Annotated in this window: 26 protein-coding genes and 1 tRNA gene; 9 read left to right on the top strand and 18 right to left on the bottom strand. The window is 67.4% G+C overall.

Features of this window, described 5'->3' with window-relative positions; translation table 11 throughout:
• Positions 1 to 7: 7 nt before the first annotated feature.
• Positions 8 to 451: a MarR family winged helix-turn-helix transcriptional regulator gene (locus A7G45_RS22960; protein WP_260940441.1), complete on the top strand. Its 444-nt coding sequence runs from the start codon at positions 8 to 10 to the stop codon at positions 449 to 451.
• A gap of 81 nt (positions 452 to 532) precedes the next feature.
• Here A7G45_RS22960 and A7G45_RS22955 read toward each other — a convergent pair whose 3' ends face one another.
• A complete protein-coding gene (locus A7G45_RS22955; protein ID WP_260940439.1) occupies positions 533 to 1,036 on the bottom strand; it encodes an LppP/LprE family lipoprotein in 504 nt (167 codons plus the stop codon).
• A gap of 142 nt (positions 1,037 to 1,178) precedes the next feature.
• Here A7G45_RS22955 and A7G45_RS22950 point away from each other — a divergent pair, with 142 nt between their 5' ends.
• The 3 genes from A7G45_RS22950 to A7G45_RS22940 all read left to right on the top strand — a co-directional run bounded on the left by A7G45_RS22950 (position 1,179) and on the right by A7G45_RS22940 (position 3,617).
• Positions 1,179 to 2,603, top strand: coding sequence for a cellulase family glycosylhydrolase (locus A7G45_RS22950; RefSeq protein WP_260940437.1), 1,425 nt, complete (start codon positions 1,179 to 1,181; stop codon positions 2,601 to 2,603).
• 116 nt (positions 2,604 to 2,719) lie between these two features.
• Positions 2,720 to 3,112 (top strand): hypothetical protein, encoded by a 393-nt coding sequence (locus tag A7G45_RS22945; RefSeq protein WP_260940435.1) that lies wholly within the window; start codon positions 2,720 to 2,722, stop codon positions 3,110 to 3,112.
• Positions 3,113 to 3,143: 31 nt separating this feature from the next.
• Positions 3,144 to 3,617, top strand: a complete 474-nt coding sequence (locus A7G45_RS22940) for a GNAT family N-acetyltransferase (protein WP_260940433.1) — start codon at positions 3,144 to 3,146, stop codon at positions 3,615 to 3,617.
• A 13-nt stretch (positions 3,618 to 3,630) separates the two neighbouring features.
• Here the strand turns inward: A7G45_RS22940 and A7G45_RS22935 are convergent, their stop codons facing one another.
• From A7G45_RS22935 to A7G45_RS22925, 3 genes are all read right to left on the bottom strand, one after another.
• On the bottom strand, positions 3,631 to 4,140 hold the full coding sequence (locus tag A7G45_RS22935) for a PRC-barrel domain-containing protein (protein WP_260940432.1): 510 nt from the start codon (positions 4,138 to 4,140) through the stop codon (positions 3,631 to 3,633).
• Positions 4,133 to 4,357, bottom strand: coding sequence for a hypothetical protein (locus A7G45_RS22930; RefSeq protein WP_260940431.1), 225 nt, complete (start codon positions 4,355 to 4,357; stop codon positions 4,133 to 4,135). Before A7G45_RS22930 ends, A7G45_RS22935 begins: the two co-directional genes overlap by 8 nt.
• Positions 4,358 to 4,544: 187 nt before the next feature.
• A tRNA-Asn gene (locus tag A7G45_RS22925) sits at positions 4,545 to 4,617 on the bottom strand.
• Positions 4,618 to 4,775: 158 nt separating this feature from the next.
• Here A7G45_RS22925 and A7G45_RS22920 point away from each other — a divergent pair.
• A complete protein-coding gene (locus A7G45_RS22920) occupies positions 4,776 to 5,018 on the top strand; it encodes a hypothetical protein (protein ID WP_071286920.1) in 243 nt (80 codons plus the stop codon).
• A 38-nt stretch (positions 5,019 to 5,056) separates the two neighbouring features.
• Here A7G45_RS22920 and A7G45_RS22915 read toward each other — a convergent pair whose 3' ends face one another.
• The 3 genes from A7G45_RS22915 to A7G45_RS22905 all read right to left on the bottom strand — a co-directional run bounded on the left by A7G45_RS22915 (position 5,057) and on the right by A7G45_RS22905 (position 8,649).
• Entirely contained in the window at positions 5,057 to 5,338 is a 282-nt protein-coding gene (locus A7G45_RS22915) for a DUF7155 family protein (protein ID WP_260940430.1), read from the bottom strand.
• Between the two features lie 78 nt (positions 5,339 to 5,416).
• Positions 5,417 to 7,306, bottom strand: a complete 1,890-nt coding sequence (gene dnaG / locus A7G45_RS22910) for a DNA primase (protein ID WP_260940429.1) — start codon at positions 7,304 to 7,306, stop codon at positions 5,417 to 5,419.
• A gap of 74 nt (positions 7,307 to 7,380) precedes the next feature.
• Positions 7,381 to 8,649, bottom strand: coding sequence for a deoxyguanosinetriphosphate triphosphohydrolase (locus tag A7G45_RS22905; RefSeq protein WP_260940428.1), 1,269 nt, complete (start codon positions 8,647 to 8,649; stop codon positions 7,381 to 7,383).
• A 63-nt stretch (positions 8,650 to 8,712) separates the two neighbouring features.
• Here A7G45_RS22905 and A7G45_RS22900 point away from each other — a divergent pair, with 63 nt between their 5' ends.
• On the top strand, positions 8,713 to 10,659 hold the full coding sequence (locus A7G45_RS22900) for a TPM domain-containing protein (RefSeq protein ID WP_260940427.1): 1,947 nt from the start codon (positions 8,713 to 8,715) through the stop codon (positions 10,657 to 10,659).
• On the opposite strand, the gene A7G45_RS22895 is transcribed toward A7G45_RS22900, so the two are convergent.
• The 4 genes from A7G45_RS22895 to A7G45_RS22880 all read right to left on the bottom strand — a co-directional run bounded on the left by A7G45_RS22895 (position 10,656) and on the right by A7G45_RS22880 (position 13,999).
• A complete protein-coding gene (locus tag A7G45_RS22895; protein WP_260940426.1) occupies positions 10,656 to 11,495 on the bottom strand; it encodes an SDR family oxidoreductase in 840 nt (279 codons plus the stop codon). The genes A7G45_RS22900 and A7G45_RS22895 overlap by 4 nt on opposite strands.
• 68 nt (positions 11,496 to 11,563) lie before the next feature.
• Entirely contained in the window at positions 11,564 to 12,004 is a 441-nt protein-coding gene (locus tag A7G45_RS22890) for a hypothetical protein (protein ID WP_260940425.1), read from the bottom strand.
• Positions 12,001 to 12,531, bottom strand: a complete 531-nt coding sequence (locus A7G45_RS22885; RefSeq protein WP_260940424.1) for an EspA/EspE family type VII secretion system effector — start codon at positions 12,529 to 12,531, stop codon at positions 12,001 to 12,003. The genes A7G45_RS22890 and A7G45_RS22885 overlap by 4 nt, the downstream gene beginning before the upstream one ends.
• An 82-nt stretch (positions 12,532 to 12,613) precedes the next feature.
• Complete coding sequence (locus tag A7G45_RS22880; protein ID WP_260940423.1) at positions 12,614 to 13,999, bottom strand: glycine--tRNA ligase; 1,386 nt, start codon at positions 13,997 to 13,999, stop codon at positions 12,614 to 12,616.
• 150 nt (positions 14,000 to 14,149) lie between these two features.
• On the opposite strand from A7G45_RS22880, the gene A7G45_RS22875 reads away from it, so the two are divergent.
• On the top strand, positions 14,150 to 14,506 hold the full coding sequence (locus A7G45_RS22875; RefSeq protein ID WP_133761213.1) for an ArsR/SmtB family transcription factor: 357 nt from the start codon (positions 14,150 to 14,152) through the stop codon (positions 14,504 to 14,506).
• Positions 14,503 to 14,898 (top strand): Fur family transcriptional regulator, encoded by a 396-nt coding sequence (locus A7G45_RS22870; protein WP_260940422.1) that lies wholly within the window; start codon positions 14,503 to 14,505, stop codon positions 14,896 to 14,898. Before A7G45_RS22875 ends, A7G45_RS22870 begins: the two co-directional genes overlap by 4 nt.
• A 15-nt stretch (positions 14,899 to 14,913) precedes the next feature.
• On the opposite strand, the gene A7G45_RS22865 is transcribed toward A7G45_RS22870, so the two are convergent.
• The 4 genes from A7G45_RS22865 to recO are packed head-to-tail and all read right to left on the bottom strand — an operon-like array spanning position 14,914 to position 17,413.
• A complete protein-coding gene (locus A7G45_RS22865; RefSeq protein WP_260940421.1) occupies positions 14,914 to 15,303 on the bottom strand; it encodes an NUDIX hydrolase in 390 nt (129 codons plus the stop codon).
• Positions 15,300 to 15,713: a hypothetical protein gene (locus tag A7G45_RS22860; RefSeq protein WP_043394112.1), complete on the bottom strand. Its 414-nt coding sequence runs from the start codon at positions 15,711 to 15,713 to the stop codon at positions 15,300 to 15,302. The genes A7G45_RS22865 and A7G45_RS22860 overlap by 4 nt, the downstream gene beginning before the upstream one ends.
• A 25-nt stretch (positions 15,714 to 15,738) precedes the next feature.
• The gene (locus tag A7G45_RS22855) at positions 15,739 to 16,623 is read right to left on the bottom strand and encodes a decaprenyl diphosphate synthase (RefSeq protein ID WP_260940420.1); all 885 of its coding nucleotides are present in this window, start codon (positions 16,621 to 16,623) and stop codon (positions 15,739 to 15,741) included.
• Positions 16,568 to 17,413 carry a DNA repair protein RecO gene (gene recO / locus A7G45_RS22850; protein WP_043394116.1) on the bottom strand — a complete coding sequence of 282 codons (846 nt, stop codon included), beginning with the start codon at positions 17,411 to 17,413 and terminating at the stop codon, positions 16,568 to 16,570. The genes A7G45_RS22855 and recO overlap by 56 nt, the downstream gene beginning before the upstream one ends.
• A 79-nt stretch (positions 17,414 to 17,492) precedes the next feature.
• On the opposite strand from recO, the gene A7G45_RS22845 reads away from it, so the two are divergent.
• Positions 17,493 to 18,926: an amidase gene (locus A7G45_RS22845; protein ID WP_260940419.1), complete on the top strand. Its 1,434-nt coding sequence runs from the start codon at positions 17,493 to 17,495 to the stop codon at positions 18,924 to 18,926.
• Here the strand turns inward: A7G45_RS22845 and era are convergent.
• The 3 genes from era to ybeY are packed head-to-tail and all read right to left on the bottom strand — an operon-like array spanning position 18,923 to position 21,712.
• Positions 18,923 to 19,840, bottom strand: coding sequence for a GTPase Era (gene era / locus A7G45_RS22840; RefSeq protein ID WP_260940494.1), 918 nt, complete (start codon positions 19,838 to 19,840; stop codon positions 18,923 to 18,925). The two genes, A7G45_RS22845 and era, sit on opposite strands and share 4 nt — an antisense overlap.
• On the bottom strand, positions 19,830 to 21,179 hold the full coding sequence (locus A7G45_RS22835; RefSeq protein ID WP_260940418.1) for a hemolysin family protein: 1,350 nt from the start codon (positions 21,177 to 21,179) through the stop codon (positions 19,830 to 19,832). The genes era and A7G45_RS22835 overlap by 11 nt, the downstream gene beginning before the upstream one ends.
• Positions 21,176 to 21,712 (bottom strand): rRNA maturation RNase YbeY, encoded by a 537-nt coding sequence (gene ybeY, locus A7G45_RS22830; protein WP_043394124.1) that lies wholly within the window; start codon positions 21,710 to 21,712, stop codon positions 21,176 to 21,178. The genes A7G45_RS22835 and ybeY overlap by 4 nt, the downstream gene beginning before the upstream one ends.
• Between the last annotated feature and the right edge of the window lie 3 nt (positions 21,713 to 21,715).

The raw sequence follows: 21,715 nt of genomic DNA, 5'->3' as shown, positions 1-21,715 counted from the left end.
TGAAACCATGTTGAACATGGCAATTGCACCGGCGACAGACACGACCCTCGGCTCGGATCTCCTCGCCGTCGTTGCACGCATCAACCGCTTGGCCAACCAGCGCGTCCGGCTCCCGTTGCCGTTCGCCCAGGCCCGGCTGCTCTCCACCATCGAAGCCGAGGGCCGCGCCCGGATCTCCGATCTCGCCGGGCTCGACCACTGTTCACAACCGACGATGACGACCCAGGTCCGTCGGCTCGAAGACGCCGGACTGGTGTCCCGCACCGTCGACCCCCACGACGCCCGCGCCGTGCTCATCAGCATCACCCCGCAGGGCATCGCCACCCTGGCCCAGGTGCGCGCCGACCGCGGCAGCGCCATCGACCCGGTTCTGGACGCGCTCGACAGCTCCGATCGGGAAACGCTGGCCGCTGCCGTCGAGATCATGCGCGGCATGCTCGCCACGTACTGACCTCAGGTGTTGATTCCGCGCTGAGGGCGACCGCTACTCGGACTTTCCCGCCGCAGCCGCAGGGTCAACGGTGGACGCCGGCTACTTCGGTCCGGGGATCGGATCCAGTGCCTTGAGCGCACCACCGTCGACGGTGAATCGCGTGCTACCGATGCCCGTCGGCATTCCCGGCTGATCCTTGGCCTGCTCCCACTGGTACTGAACCGTCACGCTGTCCGGCGCGCTCGCGGTCACCGTGATGTACGGCCGCGCGTTGGGTGTCGGCGTGCCGATCATCGTGTTCTTGTTGAAGAACACGACCTGCTGCGGGCTGTCCGGCGTCGAGTTGTTCTGGCCGACCTGCACCCAGTACAACGCACAATTCGCGGTGTGGCCGCTGCTCATCTGGGTCCACTTGCCCGACGGCGGTGCCGGCAGCGCGAAGATCGATGCGGTCACGACGTTCTGGGCCGGTCCGTCGGCGGGCGTGCACTTGTCGGCCTGTGGGGCGGAGTCCGGGCCTTTCGGGCTCCAACCACACCCGGCGGTGAGCAGGGCCGAGGCCGAGAGCAGGACGAACGCTGACGTATAGCCGATGGACCGCATCGGCCCAGCCTACGTCCAAGCGCACCAAGCATTTTGAAGTCAGCATGGTTTGCCCATCCACGAGGCGGGGAACTCTACCTCTGTCTTTGACATCCGGTTGGGGTAGCCGGATGCGAATTGGATTGTGACAAGGGGTAATCCGATGCGGCATAGACAAAAGAAGGGTCAACTCAGGCGGTCGGTGATCAAGACCGGTGTGACACTGGCAATCTCGGCGGCACTGCCTGTCGGGGTTGCAGGTCTGCTCGTGACGAGCATGGGCACCGGCCCCGAACCGGTGCCTTATTCGCTGTCCGCCGCGATCAGCGATTCCAACACGACAATCGGATTCGCCGATTCGGACATCATCGGCATGTCCACCGCCGACATCGACAAGACGCTCGACGAAATGCAGTCGCTGGGTGTTCAGAACGTCCGAATCCTGATCCCGTGGAACAACGTCGAACCGGTACAGGGCTATTGGAACTGGAGCACCGTCGACGCCCTGGTGAACGCCGCAGCCGACCGCAACATGGGCATTCTCGGCGTGCTCAATTCGACCCCGGCCTGGGCGGTGCCGGCCGGCGATCCAGCCGTGGCGACGCCACCGGCCTCCGACGCCCAGTACGCGGCGTTCGCCAGTGCGGTCGCCCAGCGCTACGCCGGCAAGGTGTCCGCCTACGAGGTGTGGAACGAACCCAACGCCGCGACGTTCTGGTATCCCTCACCCGATCCCGCTGCGTACACGAAGTTGCTGCAGGCGGCGTATCCGGCGATCAAGGCCGCTGATCCGAACGCCACGGTGATCGGGGGCGTGGTCGGTTGGGTCACCGACACCCCGGGCCTGGCCATCAACGCGGCCTCGTACATCCAGCGCATGTACGACAACGGAGCCCAAGGCTATTTCGACGCGCTGTCGTTCCATCCGTACCAATACCAAGTTCCGTTCGGAAACGGCACCCCGTATGGACCGCTGGCGCCCATCAACCAGCTCGCGACGATCCATCAGGAGATGGTCGCGGCCGGCGATGGCAGCAAGCAGATCTGGGCCACCGAATACGGGGAACCGACCTCGGTCGTCGACAACACCACACAGGCGGGGTTCATCTCCAACTTCCTGAATTCGTGGAGCAGCTTCAACTACACCGGGCCGATGTTCATCTACACCACCCGCGATCGCAACACCGGAAGCACCAGCGACCAGGACACTCTCGGTGTGTTCCAAACGAATTGGACGCCCAAGCCCGCCGCGAACGTCATCGCTCAATGGACCGCGACCCATCCGCAGACCGCGCCCGCAGACCCGCCGAGGACGTTGGCTCCGGTCACCAGCGCCGTCACCAGCACTGCGACTGATGCCGCCGCGACCACCAAAACCGCTGCCGCACAGACATTGTCGATGGCCCAGGCAACTGTGATGACGCTGGCCGGCATGCCGGCCACCACTGCCACGACGGCACCGACGACGGCGTCGACCACAACGCAGGACTCGACAGCCAAGGCGCCTACGACGAAGGCAGGGCCGAAGGCCGCGCCGACCAAATCCGGGTCCGTGAAGTCCGGACCGTCACCGAAGTCGAAGAAATAGCCTGTCCGACCGCGCCGGGTAGAGCAGCCTGCCGGGCGCGGCCGGGCACCCCGACCGCTTCCACCGCACCGATAGCTGAGCGTTTCGCCGCAGGTGCGCACGGGTACTCATTCGCCATGTCGATCATGGTCGGTGGTGGACCACCGGAGTACGACGGTGATTTGCTCGGCGGTGCGCCGGGGCTGTACGGCACCGGGGCCTTGCCTGCCTCGGGCACCAAAGCTCAACGCCGTGTGCTCGCCCTCGCCGTCGGTGTCCTCGTCGGACTGCAACGACGACGTTGGCAAGACGCCGCCGTGGAATTGATCGCGGTCGCCCATGACTTCGACATGTCGCCCTATGTACTGGCCGAGGCATTGGTCGAGCTGTCGGGCGGCCATTCCCTGCGGCTGGCGGGTAGCTCGCGCCCCGACGCGGTTCGCGTCGCGCAGAAGTATTGGGGCCACCTGCTGAATCCCGCTCCGGGGGCCTCGGACGACCAGGACCCCGACCACGCGCTGGTTTGGTGAGGCCACCGAAGCCCTCATTATTCTTCAGAGCGTGACCGCAACTCAAAGCTTCGCGCTCCGCGCGTGCCACGGCCCCGCCGAATGGCCTGCACTGGTGCGCATCTGGCGTAGTGCAGTGGAAGCGACGCACGACTTCCTGACCGCCGACGACATCGACTTCTACGAACGCCGGCTCGCCGAGGACTACTTGAAGATGGTCGACGTGACAGTGGCGGACTCCGACGGCGTGCCCGTCGGGTTCTCGGGCGTCGCCGGCGGGAACCTCGAGATGTTGTTCATCGACCACCAGCATCGTGGCCGGGGCGCGGGATCGGTTCTGCTGGCCGACGCGATGGCCAAGAACCCGGGCCTGCTGGTCGATGTGAACGAACAGAACCCGCAAGCCGTCGGTTTCTACCACCGCCACGGCTTCGTCACCCTGAGCCGTTCGGAGACCGACGGCGACGGGCGGCTGTTTCCGATCCTGCATCTCGGACCCGCCGAGTCTGCCGCGCAACGCGGCTAGGTAGCACCGACAGTCACTGACCTGGAGTCTGCGGCTCGGCCGTGCGTGCGGACGTGTTGGCGGCAGTGCCCCCGATTCCGGCTGCCGCGACCGCGGCTTCCCGGAGGTGCTTCCCCGGCGCCGACGACTGCTGCGGCGCCGATTCGAGTCCGGTCGCGTGCTCCGCAGGCATCCCGTAATGCCGGAGCAGCGTGGCCACCTCCGGCGCGGTGATGCGATCGCCGTCGGCTACCGGCGGGGCGTTCCCGACGATGTTCTTGGCGACGGCAACCCGAACCGATCCGTCACCGCCTCGTGCGCCGCCCAACGGCACGAACGACTCTGAGCTACCGAACCACCCGCTGCGAACAGACGCCCATTTCGGGTGCCCGGTACGCCGATCGACGTACACGCGATGAATCTTGCCGATCTTGTCTCCCGCGAGGTCGTAAACGGTCGCGCCGACAAACCGGGCCACCTCATCCGACATCGAGCTGTTCCCCTGTTCTTCTACCCGCGCTGTCCCGCGCGGGAACTCAGCCATGGTGCAGATGGCGGTGGTGCTCGTTGAGCAACATGCCCGACAGCAACCACACGGCACCGAACGTCGCAGCGGCCAAGGAGACGATCATCGCCACTGCGCCGAACGTCAGATATCCGGCCACCATCGCGACGGCACCGGCAACCAGGGCCACGAAGCTGACGGCGATGGTCACCAGACCCGGCACCATGGCGCCGACCGGGGTAGGTGATTCATTCATGTACTGCGGATACCCGAATGCCAGACGACCAAAACGCTGGGCGCCGGTGCGCCTCTGCCGAGCGTGGGGCTTGCCGAGGCGACACGCCGCAAAAGCCACGGCAGGCCACACGCTCGGCATAGGGCGCGAAGCGGGGACCCCGCCCCAGAAAGCAAAATGACCAGCACTTTCGTGCTGGTCATGCTTGCTCCCCCGATTGGACTCGAACCAATAACCGCCCGATTAACAGTCGGGAGCTCTGCCAATTGAGCTACAGGGGATTGTGCTCAGGCCCCGGGCGCGTGTCCCTGAACCGAGGCATGACTCTAGCGCATGACTGCGCGGATCTTTGAATCGGCTGGTAGCCGCCGGTCGGGCCAGACGCATCGGCGATCGTGAGGCAGGATGGAGCCAAGCACCGTCATCAGGGAGGGGTCCAGTGATCCGAGCCGTCGCCGTCATGGCCGTTGGCTATGTTCTGGGAGCCAAGGCAGGCCGTCGCCGTTACGAGCAGATCGCCGGCACCTATCGCGCCATCACCGAGAGCCCGAAGACCAAGGCGATGCTGGATGCCGGCCGGCGCAAGCTGGCCGACAAGGTGTCACCGGACCCGAACATGGTGCGATTGACGGCGATCGACACTCAGACCACGGTGCTGCATCCGGAGTCGATTCACGACTGACCCGACTGGTCGTCGTGCGGTTATCGGTTCGAGAACCGTCAGCCGAGCGGCTGGTGCCAGGTCTGGCCGGGCAGCAGCGGACCGCTGCTGACACCGCCGTTGGGACCCCAGACGCCCCACGGCGTGCCCACGTTCACGGGCTGACCGTTGGACCGGCCCATGCAGTTGCCGTCTTCTTTGTTGCCGAACCAGGCGAGGCAGCCGCCGTCAGCCGTCGACTGTGACGCCGGAGCGCTGCTCAGCGCGACGATGACCGGGGCTGCCACTGCGGTGGCCACGAGCGCTGCTGCGGCGAAAAGCCGGGTTGCTCCGATGGTCATGGTGGGCCTCTCCCCTTTGGTCGGTTCTGCCCCACCATATCGCGCACGGTGGTTCTGCGCGTTACACCAGCTAAAGCGTCAGCTGACGTCGTCGCCGCTGGCCTGCTGCAGTAGGCTGCGTCGGTACTGCTCCATGGCGACGAGGTCGCCGAACAATGCGTGGTACTCGGTGCTCTGCTCCACCGGCGACATGCGCTGCAGTTTCGACTTCAACTCGGCAATCTCGCGGCCGACCCAGACTTCCTGCAACCGGGCCAGCACGCTCGCGATGTACCGCGGCAGCCTGTCCTCTTCGACCTGGAACGCCTCGACCGACAGTTCGTTGATCAGGCTCGCCGCCGCCGGGTCGGCCGCCCGGATCGCCTCGATCCACTCCGCGCCGCCCAGACCGGACGCCGTGCCGCCTGCGGCGGTGATCGCCTGCCGGACCGCGGCATAAGCGGGATGGGTGAAGCTGTCGACCGGCAGTCCGTCGAATACCGGGCCGGCCAGCGCCGGGTGCTGCAGCGCCGACTTGAGTGCTTCACGCTGTGGCCACAACGTCGGGTCTTTGGGGTTCGGACGCCCCACGGCCGGGACCGGGGCTGCCGGTGCCGACGGGCGACGGGCGTCGCGCTTCGACGTCGCGGGACCCGCCTTGGCGGACTCGCGGACTCGCGAAATCACCTGCGCCACATCGTCCCAACCGACCCAGCCGGCCAACTGACGGGCGTACTCGTCACGCAGGGTGGGGTCTTTGATGCGGGCGGCCAGCGGCACACAGCGGCGCAGCGCCGCCACCCGGCCCTCGGCGCTGTCCAGGTCGTGCTCTTCGAGCGCGGTGCGAATCACGAACTCGAACAACGGCGTTCGGCGCGCCACCAGATCCCGCAGGGCACTGTCGCCGGACTTGAGCCGCAGATCGCAGGGGTCCATGCCGTCGGAGGCCACCGCGACGAACGACTGTCCGGTCAGATTCTGTTCGCCCTCAAAGGCTTTCACGGCCGCGGCGCGGCCGGCGGCGTCACCGTCGAACACGTAGATCAGCTCGCCGCGAAAGAAGTTGTCGTCCATCATCAGTCGCCGCAGCATCGACAGGTGCTCGTCGCCGAAGGCGGTACCGCAGGACGCGACCGCGGTCGTCACCCCGGCCAGGTGCATGGCCATGACGTCGGTGTAGCCCTCGACGACGACGGCCTGGTGTCCCTTGGCGATGTCACGCTTGGCCAGGTCGAGCCCGAACAGCACGTTGGATTTCTTGTACAGCACCGTTTCCGGCGTGTTGACGTACTTGGCTTCCATCTGGTCGTCGTCGAACAGGCGGCGGGCACCGAACCCGATCACCTCACTCGTCGCGCCCCGGATGGGCCACAGCAGCCGGCGGTGGAACCGGTCCATCGGGCCGCGGCGACCTTCCCGAGACAGCCCGGCGGCCTCCAGCTCTTTGAAGGTGAATCCCTTGCGCAGCAAATGTTTTGTCAGGGTGTCCCAGCCCGACGGTGCGAAACCGCAGCCGAAACGCTTGGCCGCGTCGGCGTCGAAGTTCCGCTCGATCAGGTACTGGCGGGCGGCGGCGGCTTCGGCCGACTGCAGCGCCTCGGCGTAGAACTCCTGCGCGGCGGTGTTGGCGGCGAGCAGACGGCTGCGGCTGCCCTTGTCCCGCTGCACATTGGTGGTCGATGACCCCTCGTAGCTGATGGGGTAGTTCAGCCGGTCCGCAAGCAGTTCGACGGCCTCGACAAAGGTGACGTGCTCGACCTTCTGCACGAACGCGTAGACGTCGCCGCCCTCACCGCAACCGAAGCAATGGAACTGGCCGTGGTTGGGCCGCACGTGGAACGACGGTGACTTCTCGTCGTGGAACGGGCACAGACCCTTCATCGAGTCGGCCCCCGCGCGCCGCAGCTGCACATGCTCGCCGACGACGTCCTCGATGCGGGTGCGTTCACGAATGGCCGCGATATCGCGATCAGGAATCCGGCCGGCCACGCGCCCAGTGTAGGCGGCGCTTTTCCGGAGGTTGACCGGGTTTCGCCTCGCTACGGTGACGGACTTGGACAGCCCTAGTCCAGGGGCCGCGGCGACCGGGCTTCGTGGACGCGTTCGAGCCGGGTCTCGGTGTACGACGCGATCTGGTCGACGACCACCCGCAACCGGGCACCGTCGTCGTCCGCGAGAGCGAACTCGGCGGCGAACTGCGGGTCGAGGCTCGCCGGGGCCTGGCCCCACAGCGACAGCGCCACCTCGCCGACCATGGTGCGCTGATCGGCCTGAATCTGCAGGTGCTGGTGATCGGACATGATGAACTGCAGGGCCAGCATCTTGAGCACCGCCACCTCGGCACGGACCAGGGCCGGCACCGCGAGCTCGGCATCGAAACGGCGCATCGTCGCGCGCCCCGCCTGCAACTTGGTCTCGGTGACCGCGGCGTTGGCGAACCGGCCGACCAGTTCACTGGTGAGCCGCTTGAGCGCCACCGACGTCGCGACAGAACCGTCGTACTTGCCGACGGCGGTGACCACCGGCAGCTCCGACAACCGCGCGGCGGCCGCCAGCATGTCGTCGTGCGTCACCGTCGGATGAGACCGCGCGCCCAGTCGGGCCAGGGTGTCGGCCGCGTCCGCGTCGGCGAGGACGCGCAGGTCGATACGGCCGGAGATGATGCCGTCCTCGACATCGTGCACGGAGTACGCGACATCGTCGGCCCAGTCCATGACCTGCGCTTCCAGGCACAGCCGCTCGGCGGGCGCGCCCTCACGCACCCAGGCGGCGGCGGCCGCGTCGTCGTCGTAGAAACCGAACTTGACGCGGTCCTCGCGGAACCACGGGTACTTGATCACGGCGTCCAGCGCGGCCCGGGTCAGGTTCAGCCCGGCCGAACGTCCTTCGCTGTCAAGCGCTTTCGGTTCGAGCCGGGTCAGGATCCGGAAATTCTGGGCGTTGCCCTCGAACCCGCCGAACGGTTTGGCGATCTCGTCGAGCGCGCGTTCGCCGTTGTGGCCGTAGGGCGGATGGCCGATGTCATGGGCCAGCCCAGCGAGGTCGACCAGGTCGGGGTCGCAGCCCAGGCCCACCGCCATGTGGCGCCCGATCTGGGCCACTTCGAGCGAATGGGTGAGCCGGGTCCGTGGCGTCTCCCCCTGCCGGGGCCCGACCACCTGGGTCTTGTCGGCCAGTCGGCGCAGCGCGGCGCTGTGCAGCACCCGCGCCCGGTCACGCGAGAAATCCGTGCGGTGTCCGGCATCGGTGCCGGGCAGCGTGGCGCTCTTGACGCCTTCCTCGACCAGCCGCTGCCGGTCGAAGTCGCTGTATCCCTCACCTGCGATGCCCACAGCCGAAGTCTGCCAGCCCGGGTGCGCCGAATTACCACATACCCTGTCACTACATTGGGCGGCATGCGCATTGTGCGACTGCTCTGGCTGATGATCTCGGTCCTGATCGTGGGGACGCTGCTGGCCCCGACCACCACCGCCGAGCCGCCGATGCGGCTGCCGGACTACGTCACCGATGAGGCCGGCGTGCTGAACTCGCAGCAGCGCACCGAGGTCTCGGGCGCGGTGCAGCGGCTGTACGACAAGCGCGGCACGCGGCTGTGGGTGGTCTACGTCGACACCTTCGCCGGGGCGAATCCCCGCGAGTGGGCGGAAAACAGCTGGCGCCAAAGCTTTCTGGGCGACCACGACGCCATCTTTGCCGTCGCGATCAAGGACCGCGCCTATGCGCTCCTGGTCCCGGAGGCCGCGACGGGTGACGTCGACGTCGACCGCCTGCGCCGGGATGTCGTCGAAGCCAAGCTGCACGACGGCGACTGGGCGGGCGCGGCCGTCGCTGCCGCCGACGGGCTTCGGGCGCCGGGTGCACCGTTCAACTGGGTCGGGTTGGTGGTTGCGCTGGCGGTGATCGGCGTCGCGCTGGGCGGACTCATCTGGTGGGTCCGGCGTCGTCGCCGGCAGCGTCGGCAAGCCGATCTGAACGCCGCGCAGCAGGTCGATGCCACCGACGCCGCTGCCCTCGCGAAGATGTCGCTCGAGACCTTGGAGGACCTGTCCAAGTCGATCCTCGTCGAGGTCGACAACGCGGTGCGCACCAGTGACAACGAGCTGTCCCTGGCCGTCGGCGAGTTCGGCGAGCGCGACACCGCGCCATTTACCACCGCGGTGCAGAACGCGAAAACCGCCATGGCACAGGCGTTCAGCGTGCGCCAGATCCTCGACGACGACGTGCCCGAAACCCCGCAGCAGCAGCGCGACCTGCTGACCCAGGTGGTCGTCGCGGCCGCCCGCGCCGACAAGGAACTGGAGAACCAGCGCGCCGCCTTCCATCAGATGCGCGATCTGGTCATCAACGCACCGACCCGGTTGGACGCACTGACCCAGCAGATGGTCGTCCTGACGGCGCGCGTCGAGCCGGCCCAGCAGACCCTGACCGGGTTGCACAGCAAGTTCACCCCATCGGCGCTGGCGTCGGTCGCCGGCAACGTGGACGGCGCCAAACAGCGCCTGGCGTTCGCGGACCAGAACATCACCGCCGCGCGCGGGCTGGTCAGCAAGGCCGGCGACAGCCAGGCCGCCCTGGTCAACGCGATCCACGGCGCGGAGTCGGCGCTGGGCCAGACGCAGCGCATGCTGGATGCGATCGACAGCGCCGCGGACGACATCACGCACGCAATCAGCGCCCTGCCCGCCGCGATCACCGACATCCAGCACGGGATCGCCGCCGCGGAGGCGGTCCCACCCGGAGCGCGCTACACGGAACTGACGGCAGCGCGTACCGCTGCGGTGCAAGCGGTTTCGAACGCGCAGGCGTCGGGCGCGGCCGATCCGTTCGGCGCGTTCACCCAATTGACCGCCGCCGACGCCCAGTTGGACAAGCTGCTGGCGATCATCGCCGACGAGGCCGCCGCCCGGCAACGGCTACAGCAGTCGTTCGATCAGGCCCTGCAGGCCGCGACCTCCCAGGTGCGCGGAGTGTCGGATTTCATCGACACGCACCGCGGGAGCGTCGGCCCCGAAGCTCGCACCCGGCTGGCCGAGGCGCAGCGCCGAATCGAATCCGCCCAACAGACGTCGCGCACCGACCTGCCCGCCGGCATCGAGCAGGCCAACTCCGCAGCTGATCTGCTCAAGCAAGCCCAGCAGCTGGCCGCGAACGATGTCGCCGCCGCGCGGCAGTCCTACACCGGCACGAGCACCGGCGCGGACCTGGGCGGCATCATCATCGGCGGCATCCTGTCCGGCATGATTCGCGGCGGCAGCAGCGGTGGCAGCAGTGGCGGTGGTTGGAGCTCAACGACTTTCGGCGGCTCCGGGGGCGGCTTCTCCGGCGGTGGCGGCCGGTTCTAGCCCTGCGGGGCGGCGAGGCGCGCACGCTCGCGGATCGAGGCGACCACGCCGCCGTCGTTGAGGATGTCGGTGCCGGTGAGGTAACCGGCCTGGTCGCTGGCGCAGAACGCGAACAGCGCCGCCATCTCTTCGGCTTTGCCCCAGCGCGGGACCGCGGCGTTCGTCAGCATCGCGCCCGCACCGGCGTCCGCCTCGAGCAGCCCCATCTCGGTGTCGACCGAACCCGGCGACACCGAGACGATGCGCAACCCCTTGGCGTTGAAGCGCTCGGCCTGCGAGCTGCTGTACCACTTGACGAAGTTCTTGCTCACCCCGTAGGCCATGCCCGAACGCAGTTCCTCGGGCGCGAACGCGCAGGCCGCCGCCATCTCGGCCAGGAACGCGTCCTCGTCGGTGAGTGCCAGCGGGAATTTCGTGGTCGGGATGATCTCGTCGGGCAACAGGTGTGCCGCCATCGACGCCACGTTGACGATCGCCGCGCCCTCTTTCGCGACCCGGTAGAAGACCTCGTTGACGTTGACAGTGCCGACGGCGTTGGTGCGCGTCACATAGTCCGCCGCCCCCATGCTGGGGCTCACGCCGGCAGCGTGGATCACCGATGCGATGAGGCCGAGACCTGTTGCGGTAACGAACAACTGGTCCACCGCGGCCCGGTCGGTGACATCGGCGTTGACGATGGTCGCGGCGATGCCGAGGTCGGCCAACTCGGCGGCGGCCTTGTCGAGGCGATCCTGACGGACGTCGGCGAGCACCACCGCGTGATCCCGCCCGACCACCTTGGCCGTCGCTGTACCCATGCCGCCGGCACCGCCGGTGATCACCGAAACCCGAGTCATACCGGCACGCTATACCGGAAGCCCAACGGGACGCGGACCGGTGCTCACAAACCGCTCAGCAGAATGGCTCAGGTCGTGTACAGCGACAGGTGGACGTACACCTCGTCGGGCCCGCGTTGGTCGACGACGACCTCGCGGTTGACCAGCCCGTGATCCTTGGTGGTGACCTTGTCCTGCAGGAAAAGCGGCGTGGGAGCACTCGCCAGCGACGGCCCCGCGAGCGCCGTCATCGTCTTGGGAATCTGGGACGGTCGCGGCGCCGCCGGGAACTGGCCCAGAAAGTCGTGAAGTTGGCTGTCGGTCATCCGCAGCGCCACGCGATAGCGGGTGTCGCGGCCCGAATCGTTGACAGTGGCGAGGACCGCTGCGCCCTGCGGCAACGTCACATCGCCGAATGCCGCGGCCAGCTCAGCGGGAACCGGCACCTTCTGCTCTCGGTTCTCGGTCGAGCATGCGGACAGCGCACACAGCAGCAGGACTGCGGTCAACGCCCGCAGGTATCGGGTCATGGGTGTTTGTCGTTCGGATCATCGGCCTCGCCGCCGCGCCCGGCGACGTCGTCGTAGGCCGTGCCGATCTCGCGGATGCGCGCCGCGATGGCGTCCAGATCCGTGTTCGACCGACTGATGATTGCGGTGATCTCAGCCGTCCCCTTGGCCACCACGGGAAGCAGCGCACGGTCACCCGCCGCGGTGGACGGGACGCTGGCCGCGGCGTCGATCACCCATTGTTTGACGGAATCGAGATCGCGACGACCTGCCGTCACCACGGCCGCGGACCGATCGACCTCGGCACCGAGGCGCCGGTCGAGTGCGGCCAGCCTGCCGATGGTCCCGGCATGCTCCCGATTGCGGCCGTCGTACGCCTCGGCCGCGGCGCCCGTCCACTCTCCACCGGGCGCCACTGACAAGACCGTGCTGCGCAGTTCGTGGAACTGCGCACTCCTGTCGAACTCGGAGCCGCCAACCGGCGTGTCAGACCCGAACGTCGCGCGCGCGTCGCCCCAAGTCGAAAGAAATGCGCCGAGAACCGTCACTGTCGCCCCCTCCAGCGTCCCTTGGCCCTTGGCTCACAAGCCTATTCGAGCCCGCGGCAGGTCCCCGGCGGCAATTTCTCCGTCAGCAGCCCTTGAGGCGCACCGCGAGGTAGTCGCTGACGGCGTCGATGGCGACGCGCTCCTGGGTCATGGCGTCACGCTCGCGGATGGTCACGGCGTGGTCCTCGAGCGTGTCGAAGTCGACCGTGATGCAGTACGGCGTGCCTATCTCGTCCTGGCGACGGTAGCGGCGGCCGATGGCGCCGGCGTCGTCGAACTCGACGTTCCAGTTCTTGCGCAGCTCGGCGGCCAGGTCGCGGGCCTTCGGCGACAGGTCGGCGTTGCGCGACAGCGGCAGCACCGCGGCCTTGACCGGCGCGAGGCGCGGATCGAGCTTGAGCACCGTGCGCTTGTCGACGCCGCCCTTGGCGTTGGGGGCCTCGTCCTCGTGGTACGAGTCGACCAGGAACGCCATCAGCGACCTGGTCAGGCCGGCTGCGGGCTCGATGACGTACGGCACGAAGCGGGTGTCGGTGCCCTGGTCGTAGAACGACAGGTCGACGCCCGAGTGCTCGCCGTGCGTGCTCAGGTCGAAGTTGGTGCGGTTGGCGATGCCCTCGAGCTCACCCCACGGGTTGCCGGCGAAGCCGAACTTGTACTCGATGTCGGTGGTGCCGGCGCTGTAGTGCGACAGCTTCTCCAGCGGGTGTTCGTACAGCCGCAGGTTGTCCGGGTTGATGCCCAGGTCGGTGTACCACTGGAAGCGGGTCTCGATCCAGTACTTGTGCCACTCCGGCGCGGTCGAGGGCTCGACGAAGAACTCCATCTCCATCTGCTCGAACTCACGGGTGCGGAAGATGAAGTTGCCCGGCGTGATCTCGTTGCGGAAGCTCTTGCCGATCTGGCCGATGCCGAACGGCGGCTTCTTGCGCGCGGTGGTCACCACGTTGGCGAAGTTCACGAAGATGCCCTGCGCGGTCTCCGGGCGCAGGTAGTGCATGCCTTCTTCGGACTCGATGGGGCCGAGGTACGTCTTGAGCATCATGTTGAAGTCACGCGGCTCGGTCCACTGGCCCTTGGTGCCACAGTCCGGGCAGACGATCTCGTCCATCGAGACGGCGTCAGGATCGTCCAGGCCCTTCTTCAGGGCGTAGGCCTCCTGCATGTGGTCCTGGCGGTGCCGCTTGTGGCAGTTCAGGCACTCGACCAGCGGGTCGTTGAACACCGCGACGTGGCCCGAGGCCACCCACACCTGGCGCGGCAGGATGATCGCGCTGTCCAGGCCGACGACGTCGTCGCGGGAGGTGACGACGGACTTCCACCACTGGCGCTTGATGTTCTCCTTGAGCTCGACACCCAATGGCCCGTAATCCCACGCAGACTTTGTGCCGCCGTAGATTTCGCCGGACTGGAAGACCAGACCACGGCGTTTGGCCAGGTTGGCAACGGTGTCGATGATGGACGCCACGATGTTCGAGCACTCCTCGAGTCAGCTGGGATGCAACCCGTCCAGCCTAAAGGCCCCACTCACCGGTGAATGTCGCACCCACCTTTGACATGCGTATGCGCGCATGGAAAGCTAAATGAAAACTATTTCCAATAGCTTGGGAGTTACCGGGTGCCACCCACCACCACGCATGACGAGCTCGACCACCAGCACAGCGGTGCGCCGTTCCCGTCGTCCCCACCGCGGGAGACGCTCGACGCCGCCGGCGACCTGCTGCGCGCCCTGGCCGCCCCCATCCGCATCGCGATCGTGATGCAACTGCGGGAGTCGCAGCGCTGCGTGCACGAACTCGTCGACGCCCTGGGCGTGGCGCAGCCGCTGGTCAGCCAGCACCTGCGCATCCTCAAGTCGGCGGGGGTCGTCGCCGGCGAACGCGCCGGCCGCGAGGTGATGTACCGCCTGGTCGACCATCACCTCGCGCACATCGTGGTCGACGCCATCGCCCACGTCGAGGAGGACCGGCCGTGACCGCCCCCACCCGGTCCACCAAACAGCGCACCGCGATCGCCGCGCTGCTCACCAACGTCGAAGAGTTCCGCTCCGCGCAGGAGCTGCACGACGAACTGCGCCGCCGCGGCGAGGGCATCGGTCTGACGACCGTCTACCGCACCCTGCAGTCGATGGCCGCGGCCGGACAGGTCGACAGCCTGCGCAACGACAGCGGTGAGGCGCTGTACCGACGCTGCTCGCAGGCCCATCACCATCACCATCTGGTGTGCCGGCAATGCGGTGCGACGGTCGAGGTGGCCGGCAGCGAGGTCGAGGCCTGGGCCACCGAAACTGCTGCGGCCCATGGCTTTTCCGACGTCAGCCACACCCTGGAGATCTTCGGCATTTGCGGTCGGTGCACGCCGGCCTGACCGGGTGCGCGCCGGTCAGCTGATCCGGACGAAGTCCAGCACGATGTCGCGGGTCAGCGGCGCCAACTCGACGTCGCCGGGATCGTGCGGATCGATCCAGGCCATCTCCTCGATCTCGGCGGCAGCCTGCGGTACGCCGTCGAGCTTCACGAAGAACAAGTCAGCCGCGACACTGTGCCCAGGCTCGTTGGCCGCGATCGCGGTGTGGTGACCCAACTCCCGCACGTCGGTCACCCCCACCCCGAGCTCTTCACGGACCTCGCGGACCAGCGCGTCGACCGGCGCCTCCCCCGGCTCGAACTTGCCGCCGGGCTGCATGAACGCCGTCGTCCCGCGTTTACGGACCAGCAGCAGCCGCCCGTGCTCGTCGACCACCACCGCGGCGACGATCCGGATGACGGTCATGACGCCAGGTCGGCCCGCACGTCGACACCGGTGGACAACACCAGCAGGACCAGCGTGGACAACGCGTCGTCGCTGAGACCAGCGGCCGGAAAGTTGTAGCGCAGCATGACGTCGCCGACCTTCTTGGCACCGTTGCTCCGCGGGTCGCCGGCCCGCTCGACCAATACCACCGAGCCGAGCATGGTGCGTCCCGCGTGATCGGACACCCGGTCACGAATCTTGTTGTCCAGCTTGATATCCCACGCCAGCGGCTGGGTCAGCGAGATCAGTTCCAGGCCCTCGCTGATGTTCACCACCCGCAGTGAGGCCACCGTCCCGTCGTGCCCGACGGTCAGGGCGCCGTCGTTCTCCTCGACGATGGTGACCGTATCGGCCAACACAGAAGCCAAGCGCTGCAACAAGTTCGACATCAGGCCCTCCCACTCAGGTTCATCATCAGGCTCTGCCGAAGCGTCGGTTGCGACTGACGTATTCCTCGCACGCGGCCCACAGGTCGCGACGGTCGTAGTCCGGCCAGAGCTTGTCCTGGAAGACGTACTCCGCGTACGCCGCCTGCCACAGCATGAAGTTGCTGGCGCGCTGCTCGCCCGAGGTGCGGATGAACAGGTCGACGTCAGGAATGTCGGGGCGGTGCAGGTGCTTGGCGACCGACGCCTCCGTGATCCGGCTCGGGTTGATCTTGCCCGCGGCCGCCTGCTCGGCGAGTTCGCGTGCGGCTTCGACGATCTCGGTGCGCCCGCCGTAGTTCACGCAGTAGTTGACGGTGATGACGTCGTTGCCGACCGTCATCTGCTCGGCGATGTCGAACTCCTTGATCACGCTGCTCCACATGCGCGGCCGGGACCCGACCCAGCGCATGTTGACGCCCATCGCGTTGAGGTTCTCCCGGCGACGGCGCACCACCTCGCGGTTGAAGCCCATCAGGAAGCGCACCTCTTCGGTGCTGCGCTTCCAGTTCTCGGTGGAGAACGCGTACACCGACAGGTGCTTGATGCCCAGTTCGATGGCTCCGCAGGTGATGTCGATCAGCACCGCCTCACCCATCTTGTGGCCTTCGGTCCGCCCGAGCCCGCGCTGGGTGGCCCACCGGCCGTTGCCGTCCATCACGACGGCGACGTGGTTGGGCACCTGGTCTGCGGGAATCTGCGGGGCCACGGCCTTGGACGGGTGTTGCGGCGGCCGGGCGAAGCGGCCATTGGACCTCGGTGGGAGCTCCGGAAAGACCACCGGCCAGGTCGAGACGTCCGGGAAAATCGGATAGTCGTCAGGCGCCTGCGGCAGCTGCGGATAGCTGGTCTTGCGCGCCCGGTTGAGTGCCATGGGCAATATCCTGCCTGAGGAGGGTTACTCGCTGTTCAATGAGTGCGGTATCAGGGCGGTAGACGCGCTCGACCAGAGGCAATGTCCGCAGCTGACGCTCCAGATGCCACTGCAGGTGCGCGGCCACCAAGCCGCTGGCCTGGGTGCGATGCCCCGCCGGTGAGTCCTGCGCAAACTCCCAGTCGCCGTCGTGCAGCGCGGCCATCAGATCCAGCACACCCTGAGGTGGGGTGACCGATCCCGACGGCCGGCAGTGCACACACACGCTGCCGCCGGCCGCGACGTGGAACGCCCGGTGCGGACCGGGTGCGGCGCAGCGGGCGCATTCGGTGATGGCCGGCGCCCAGCCGGCGATCCCCATGGCCCTCAGCAGATAGGCGTCGAGCACCAGTTCACGGGGCCTGCTGCCGTCGGCGACGGCCCGCAGCGCACCGACGGTGAGCCGCTGCAGCGCCGGCATCGGGTTGCGTTCCTCACCGGACAGCCGTTCCGCGGTCTCCAGGATGGCGCAGCCGGAGGTGTAGCGACCGTAGTCGTTGACGATGTCGGTGGCGAACGCGTCGATCGACACCACCTGGGTGACGATGTCGAGGTTGCGGCCGGGATGCAGCTGCACGTCGATGTGGGCGAACGGCTCCAGCCGCGAGCCGAACTTGCTGCGGGTCCGGCGCACGCCCTTGGCCACCGCGCGGACCAGCCCGTGGTCGCGGGTGAGCAGCGTCACGATCCGGTCGGCCTCGCCGAGCTTGTGCTGGCGCAGCACGACCGCTCGATCCCGGTACAACCGCATCGGGAGATTGTCCCATCGCGGACCGACAACTTCAGTTAGGCAGCGCCGGGCGAGTGCCCAATCTATTCTCGGAATCGCCATGGCCAGCCTTCCGAAACCATCCACTCCGCCCCGATTCCCGACCCTGACCCAGCAGTTGTACCGGCTCGCGAGCGGCGCGGTGACGTCCCAGCAGATCGTGCAGCAGTCGCTCGATGCCATCGCCGCCAGCCAGCTCGAGCTGAACGCGTTCCGGGTGGTCTTCACCGAACAGGCACTGGCCGACGCCGCCGAAGCAGACCTAAAACGCGCTGCCGGACAACACCTTCCACTCCTGGGTGTACCCATCGCGATAAAGGACGACGTCGACGTCGCGGGAGTGCCCACCCGGTTCGGCACCGACGGCACGGTGCGTCCGGCCACCGCGGACGCCGAAGTGGTGCGCCGGCTGAAGGCGGCCGGCGCCGTGATCGTCGGCAAGACCAACACCTGCGAGCTGGGCCAATGGCCGTTCACCAGCGGCCCCGGTTTCGGGCACACCCGCAACCCCTGGTCGCGCGGGCACACCCCGGGTGGGTCGTCGGGCGGCAGCGCCGCGGCCGTCGCGGCCGGATTGGTCACCGCCGCAATCGGATCCGACGGTGCGGGCAGCGTCCGCATCCCCGCCGCCTGGACCCACCTGGTCGGCATCAAGCCGCAGCGCGGACGAATCTCCACCTGGCCGCTGCCGGAGGCCTTCAACGGCATCACGGTCAACGGGGTGCTGGCCCGCACGGTGGCCGACGCCGCGCTGCTGCTCGATGCGGTCTCCGGCAATGCCGACGGTGATCTGCACAAGCCGCCGCCCATCGAGGCGGCCGAGGCCGTCGGGCGGGCGCCGGGTCCCCTGCGCGTCGCGCTGTCGACCAAGTTTCCGTTCACCCTGTTCCCGGCCCGGCTGCATCCGGAGATCCGGGCCGCGCTGAACAACGTTGCGGGACAACTGGAAGAACTCGGACACACGGTCCGGCCGGACGACCCGGAATACGGGCTGCAACTGTCCATGGACTTCCTGGCCCGCTCCACCTCCGGACTTGCCGAATGGCGCGACCGCGTCGGACCCGGGGTCGCTCTGGACCGTCGCACCCGCAGCAACATCCGGACCGGTTGGCTGCTGTCGGAGCACGCGCTCCGGGAGGCACGGCGGCGGGAAAAGTCCCTTCAGCGCCGGATCGGCTGGATTTTCAACCTCTTCGACGTGGTGCTGGCACCGACCACCGCGCTGCCACCGCCGCTGATCGACGCCTTCGACCGGCTCGGCAGCACGGCCACCGACCGCGCCATCATCGCGGCCTGCCCGGTGTGCTGGCCCTGGAATGCGCTCGGTTGGCCGTCGATCAACATCCCGGCCGGCTTCACCGCCGACGGGCTGCCCATCGGCGTGCAGCTGATGGGTCCGGAGGGCAGCGAACCGCTGTTGATCTCCCTGGCCGCCAGCCTCGAAGCGATCAGCGGCTGGGCCACCAAGCAACCCGACAATTGGTGGGCCAGCTAGAAGCCGAGCTTGCCAAGCTGTTTCGGGTCGCGCTGCCAGTTCTTGGCGATCTTCACCCGCAGGTTCAGATACACCTTCGTGCCGAGCAGCTTCTCGATCTGGGTGCGCGCCGCGGTGCCGACCTCACGCAGTCGCGAGCCGCCCTTGCCGATCACGATGCCCTTCTGGCTGTCGCGCTCGACATAGATGATGGCGTGGATGTCGCACATCTCGCCCTGCTCGGGGGTGCGGCCTTCGCGCTCGGTGAACTCGTCGATGACCACCGCCAGCGAGTGCGGCAGCTCGTCGCGGACGCCTTCCAACGCGGCCTCGCGGATGAGCTCGGCGATGAGCACTTCTTCGGGTTCGTCGGTGAGTTCGCCGTCCGGGTAGAAGGCAGGACCCGGCGGCAGCTTGTTCGCCAGCACGTCGATCAGCACGTCGACCTGTTCTCCGGCCACCGCGGAAACCGGGACGATCTCGGCGGTGCCCTCGGTGAGCTCGCTGACCGCCATCAGCTGCGCTGCCACCTTGTCGCGCGGCACCTTGTCGGTCTTGGTGACGACCACCAGCAACGTGGTTCGCGGTGCGACAGTGCGGATCTGCTGATAGATCCAGCGGTCGCCGGGCCCGATGGCCTCGTCTGCCGGGATGCACAGGCAGATGATGTCGACCTCGGAGTAGGTGTCCTTGACCAGTTCGTTGAGTCGCTGGCCGAGCAGCGTGCGCGGCCGGTGCAGGCCCGGCGTGTCCACCAGGATGATCTGGAAGTTCTCGCGGTGCACGATGCCGCGGATGGTGTGCCGGGTGGTCTGCGGCCGATTCGACGTGATCGCGACCTTGGTGCCGACGAGCGCGTTGGTCAGCGTCGACTTGCCCGTGTTCGGCCGGCCGACCAAACAGACGAAGCCGGAATGGAATTCGTCACTCATCAGGTTCTCCTTCTTCAACAGCATCGGGCGCGGCGGACCGTTTCGGCTCGACCGGCTTCACCAGCACGGTGCCGACGCGGACCCGGCCACGATGGTCGCGCCCGCCCTCGGCCCGCAACTGGAGGTAACGGATGTCCTGCGAGCGATGCAACGGAAAGGACACCCGCACCTTGACCCCTGGCAGTGGCACGCGCCCCAGCTCATGCGCGAGCAACCCACCGACGGTGTCCACATCCAGGTCGTCATCGACCTCGAAGCCGTACAGTTCGGCCAGATCTTCCAACGGGAGGCGGGCGGACACCCGAAACTTGTTGTTGCCCAATTCCTCTACCGGCAGCACTTCATCGGTGTCGTACTCGTCGGCGATCTCGCCGACGATCTCCTCGAGCACGTCCTCGATGGACACCAGACCGGCGATCGCGCCGTATTCGTCGACCAGCAGCGCCATGTGGTTGCGGGTGCGCTGCATCTCGTTGAGCAGCTCATCGAGCGGCTTGGAGTCCGGCACGAACACCGCGGGACGCATCACTTCGGCGACCTTGGTCCCGCGACCGCCGTTGGTGGAGTTGTACGTCCGCTCCACCAGGTCTTTGAGGTAGACGACGCCGACGACGTCGTCGACGTTCTCCCCGATCACCGGGATGCGGGAGTGCCCGCTGCGCACCGCCAGCGAGGTTGCCTGGCCGGCCGACTTGTCGCTTTCGATCCACACCATCTCGGTGCGGGGCACCATGACCTCGCGCGCGGGGGTGTCACCAAGTTCGAAGACGGACTTGATCATTCGCCGTTCCTCGGCGGCCACGACGCCACGCTGCTGCGCGAGATCGACGACCTCGAGCAGCTCGATTTCCGACGCGAAGGGTCCGTTGCGGAAGCCCCGGCCCGGAGTCAGGGCGTTACCGATGAGCACCAGCAGTCGGCTGATGGGGGTCAGCAGCGCCGAAATGAACTGCAGCGGAAGCGCCGACAGCAGTGAGATGGAATAGGCGTTCTGCCGCCCCACGGTGCGCGGGCCGACGCCGATACCCACGAAGCTGACGACCACCATGATGGCCGCGGCGGATACCAGCGCCCAACCCCGCGTCATCAGATCGTCGAGGTAGTCCACCAACAGGACGGTGGCCGACGCCTCGCAGATAACCCGCAGCAGCACAACGAGATTGACGTACTGCGGCCGGTCCCGGATGATCTTCGCCAGCCGCACCGCGCCGGGGCGCTCATCGCGGATCAGCTCATCGACGCGCGCGATGGAGACGGTGTTGATGGCGGCATCGATCGCCGCGAACAGCCCGCCGATGACGACGAGCACGATGGCGCCGATCAGCGGCGTCAATCCGGTCACGGCTCGTCGAAGTACCGCGACTTGTCGAGCAGCCTGCGGTCTTTCTCGGTCTGCCGATCCTGGTGGTAGGCGTGCACCTGGTCGGCAACCCACTCTTCGAGCAGCTGGCGCTGCAGGTCGAACATCTCTTTTTCTTCGTCGGGCTCGGCGTGGTCGTAGCCCAGCAGGTGCAGCACGCCGTGCACGGTCAGCAGCGCCAGCTCGTGGCCCAGCGAATGTCCGGCGGCCTCAGCCTGATTCGCGGCGAACTCTGGACACAGCACGATGTCGCCGAGCATCGAGGGCCCCGGCTCGGGCGCATCCGGACGACCGCCGGGCTCGAGCTCGTCCATCGGAAAGCTCATCACATCGGTGGGGCCGGGCAGGTCCATCCAGCGCATGTGCAGATCGGCCATAGCCGACTGGTCCACCAGGACCATCGAGAGTTCAGCGGCCGGGTTCACGTCCATCTTGGAGATGACGAACCGCGCCACACTGATCAGCTCGTCTTCGGATACGTCGATCCCCGACTCGTTGGAAACCTCGACCGTCACTCC

The sequence above is a fragment of the Mycolicibacterium llatzerense genome (assembly GCF_025331195.1).
Taxonomy (GTDB): Bacteria; Actinomycetota; Actinomycetes; order Mycobacteriales; family Mycobacteriaceae; genus Mycobacterium; species Mycobacterium llatzerense.
Note: the sequence above shows the minus strand (reverse complement) of the source record. Positions and strands in the feature narration are given on the sequence as shown.

Bases quoted from the DNA above. Each gene is read 5' to 3' on its own strand.
- A7G45_RS22960 (WP_260940441.1), top strand. From the start codon at position 8: ATGTTGAACATGGCAATTGCACCGGCGACAGACACGACCCTCGGCTCG.
- A7G45_RS22955 (WP_260940439.1), bottom strand. From the start codon at position 1,036: ATGCGGTCCATCGGCTATACGTCAGCGTTCGTCCTGCTCTCGGCCTCG.
- A7G45_RS22950 (WP_260940437.1), top strand. From the start codon at position 1,179: ATGCGGCATAGACAAAAGAAGGGTCAACTCAGGCGGTCGGTGATCAAG.
- A7G45_RS22945 (WP_260940435.1), top strand. From the start codon at position 2,720: ATGTCGATCATGGTCGGTGGTGGACCACCGGAGTACGACGGTGATTTG.
- A7G45_RS22935 (WP_260940432.1), bottom strand. From the start codon at position 4,140: ATGGCTGAGTTCCCGCGCGGGACAGCGCGGGTAGAAGAACAGGGGAAC.
- A7G45_RS22930 (WP_260940431.1), bottom strand. From the start codon at position 4,357: ATGAATGAATCACCTACCCCGGTCGGCGCCATGGTGCCGGGTCTGGTG.
- A7G45_RS22915 (WP_260940430.1), bottom strand. From the start codon at position 5,338: ATGACCATCGGAGCAACCCGGCTTTTCGCCGCAGCAGCGCTCGTGGCC.
- A7G45_RS22900 (WP_260940427.1), top strand. From the start codon at position 8,713: ATGCGCATTGTGCGACTGCTCTGGCTGATGATCTCGGTCCTGATCGTG.
- A7G45_RS22895 (WP_260940426.1), bottom strand. From the start codon at position 11,495: ATGACTCGGGTTTCGGTGATCACCGGCGGTGCCGGCGGCATGGGTACA.
- A7G45_RS22890 (WP_260940425.1), bottom strand. From the start codon at position 12,004: ATGACCCGATACCTGCGGGCGTTGACCGCAGTCCTGCTGCTGTGTGCG.
- A7G45_RS22865 (WP_260940421.1), bottom strand. From the start codon at position 15,303: ATGACCGTCATCCGGATCGTCGCCGCGGTGGTGGTCGACGAGCACGGG.
- A7G45_RS22860 (WP_043394112.1), bottom strand. From the start codon at position 15,713: ATGTCGAACTTGTTGCAGCGCTTGGCTTCTGTGTTGGCCGATACGGTC.
- A7G45_RS22855 (WP_260940420.1), bottom strand. From the start codon at position 16,623: ATGGCACTCAACCGGGCGCGCAAGACCAGCTATCCGCAGCTGCCGCAG.
- recO (WP_043394116.1), bottom strand. From the start codon at position 17,413: ATGCGGTTGTACCGGGATCGAGCGGTCGTGCTGCGCCAGCACAAGCTC.
- A7G45_RS22845 (WP_260940419.1), top strand. From the start codon at position 17,493: ATGGCCAGCCTTCCGAAACCATCCACTCCGCCCCGATTCCCGACCCTG.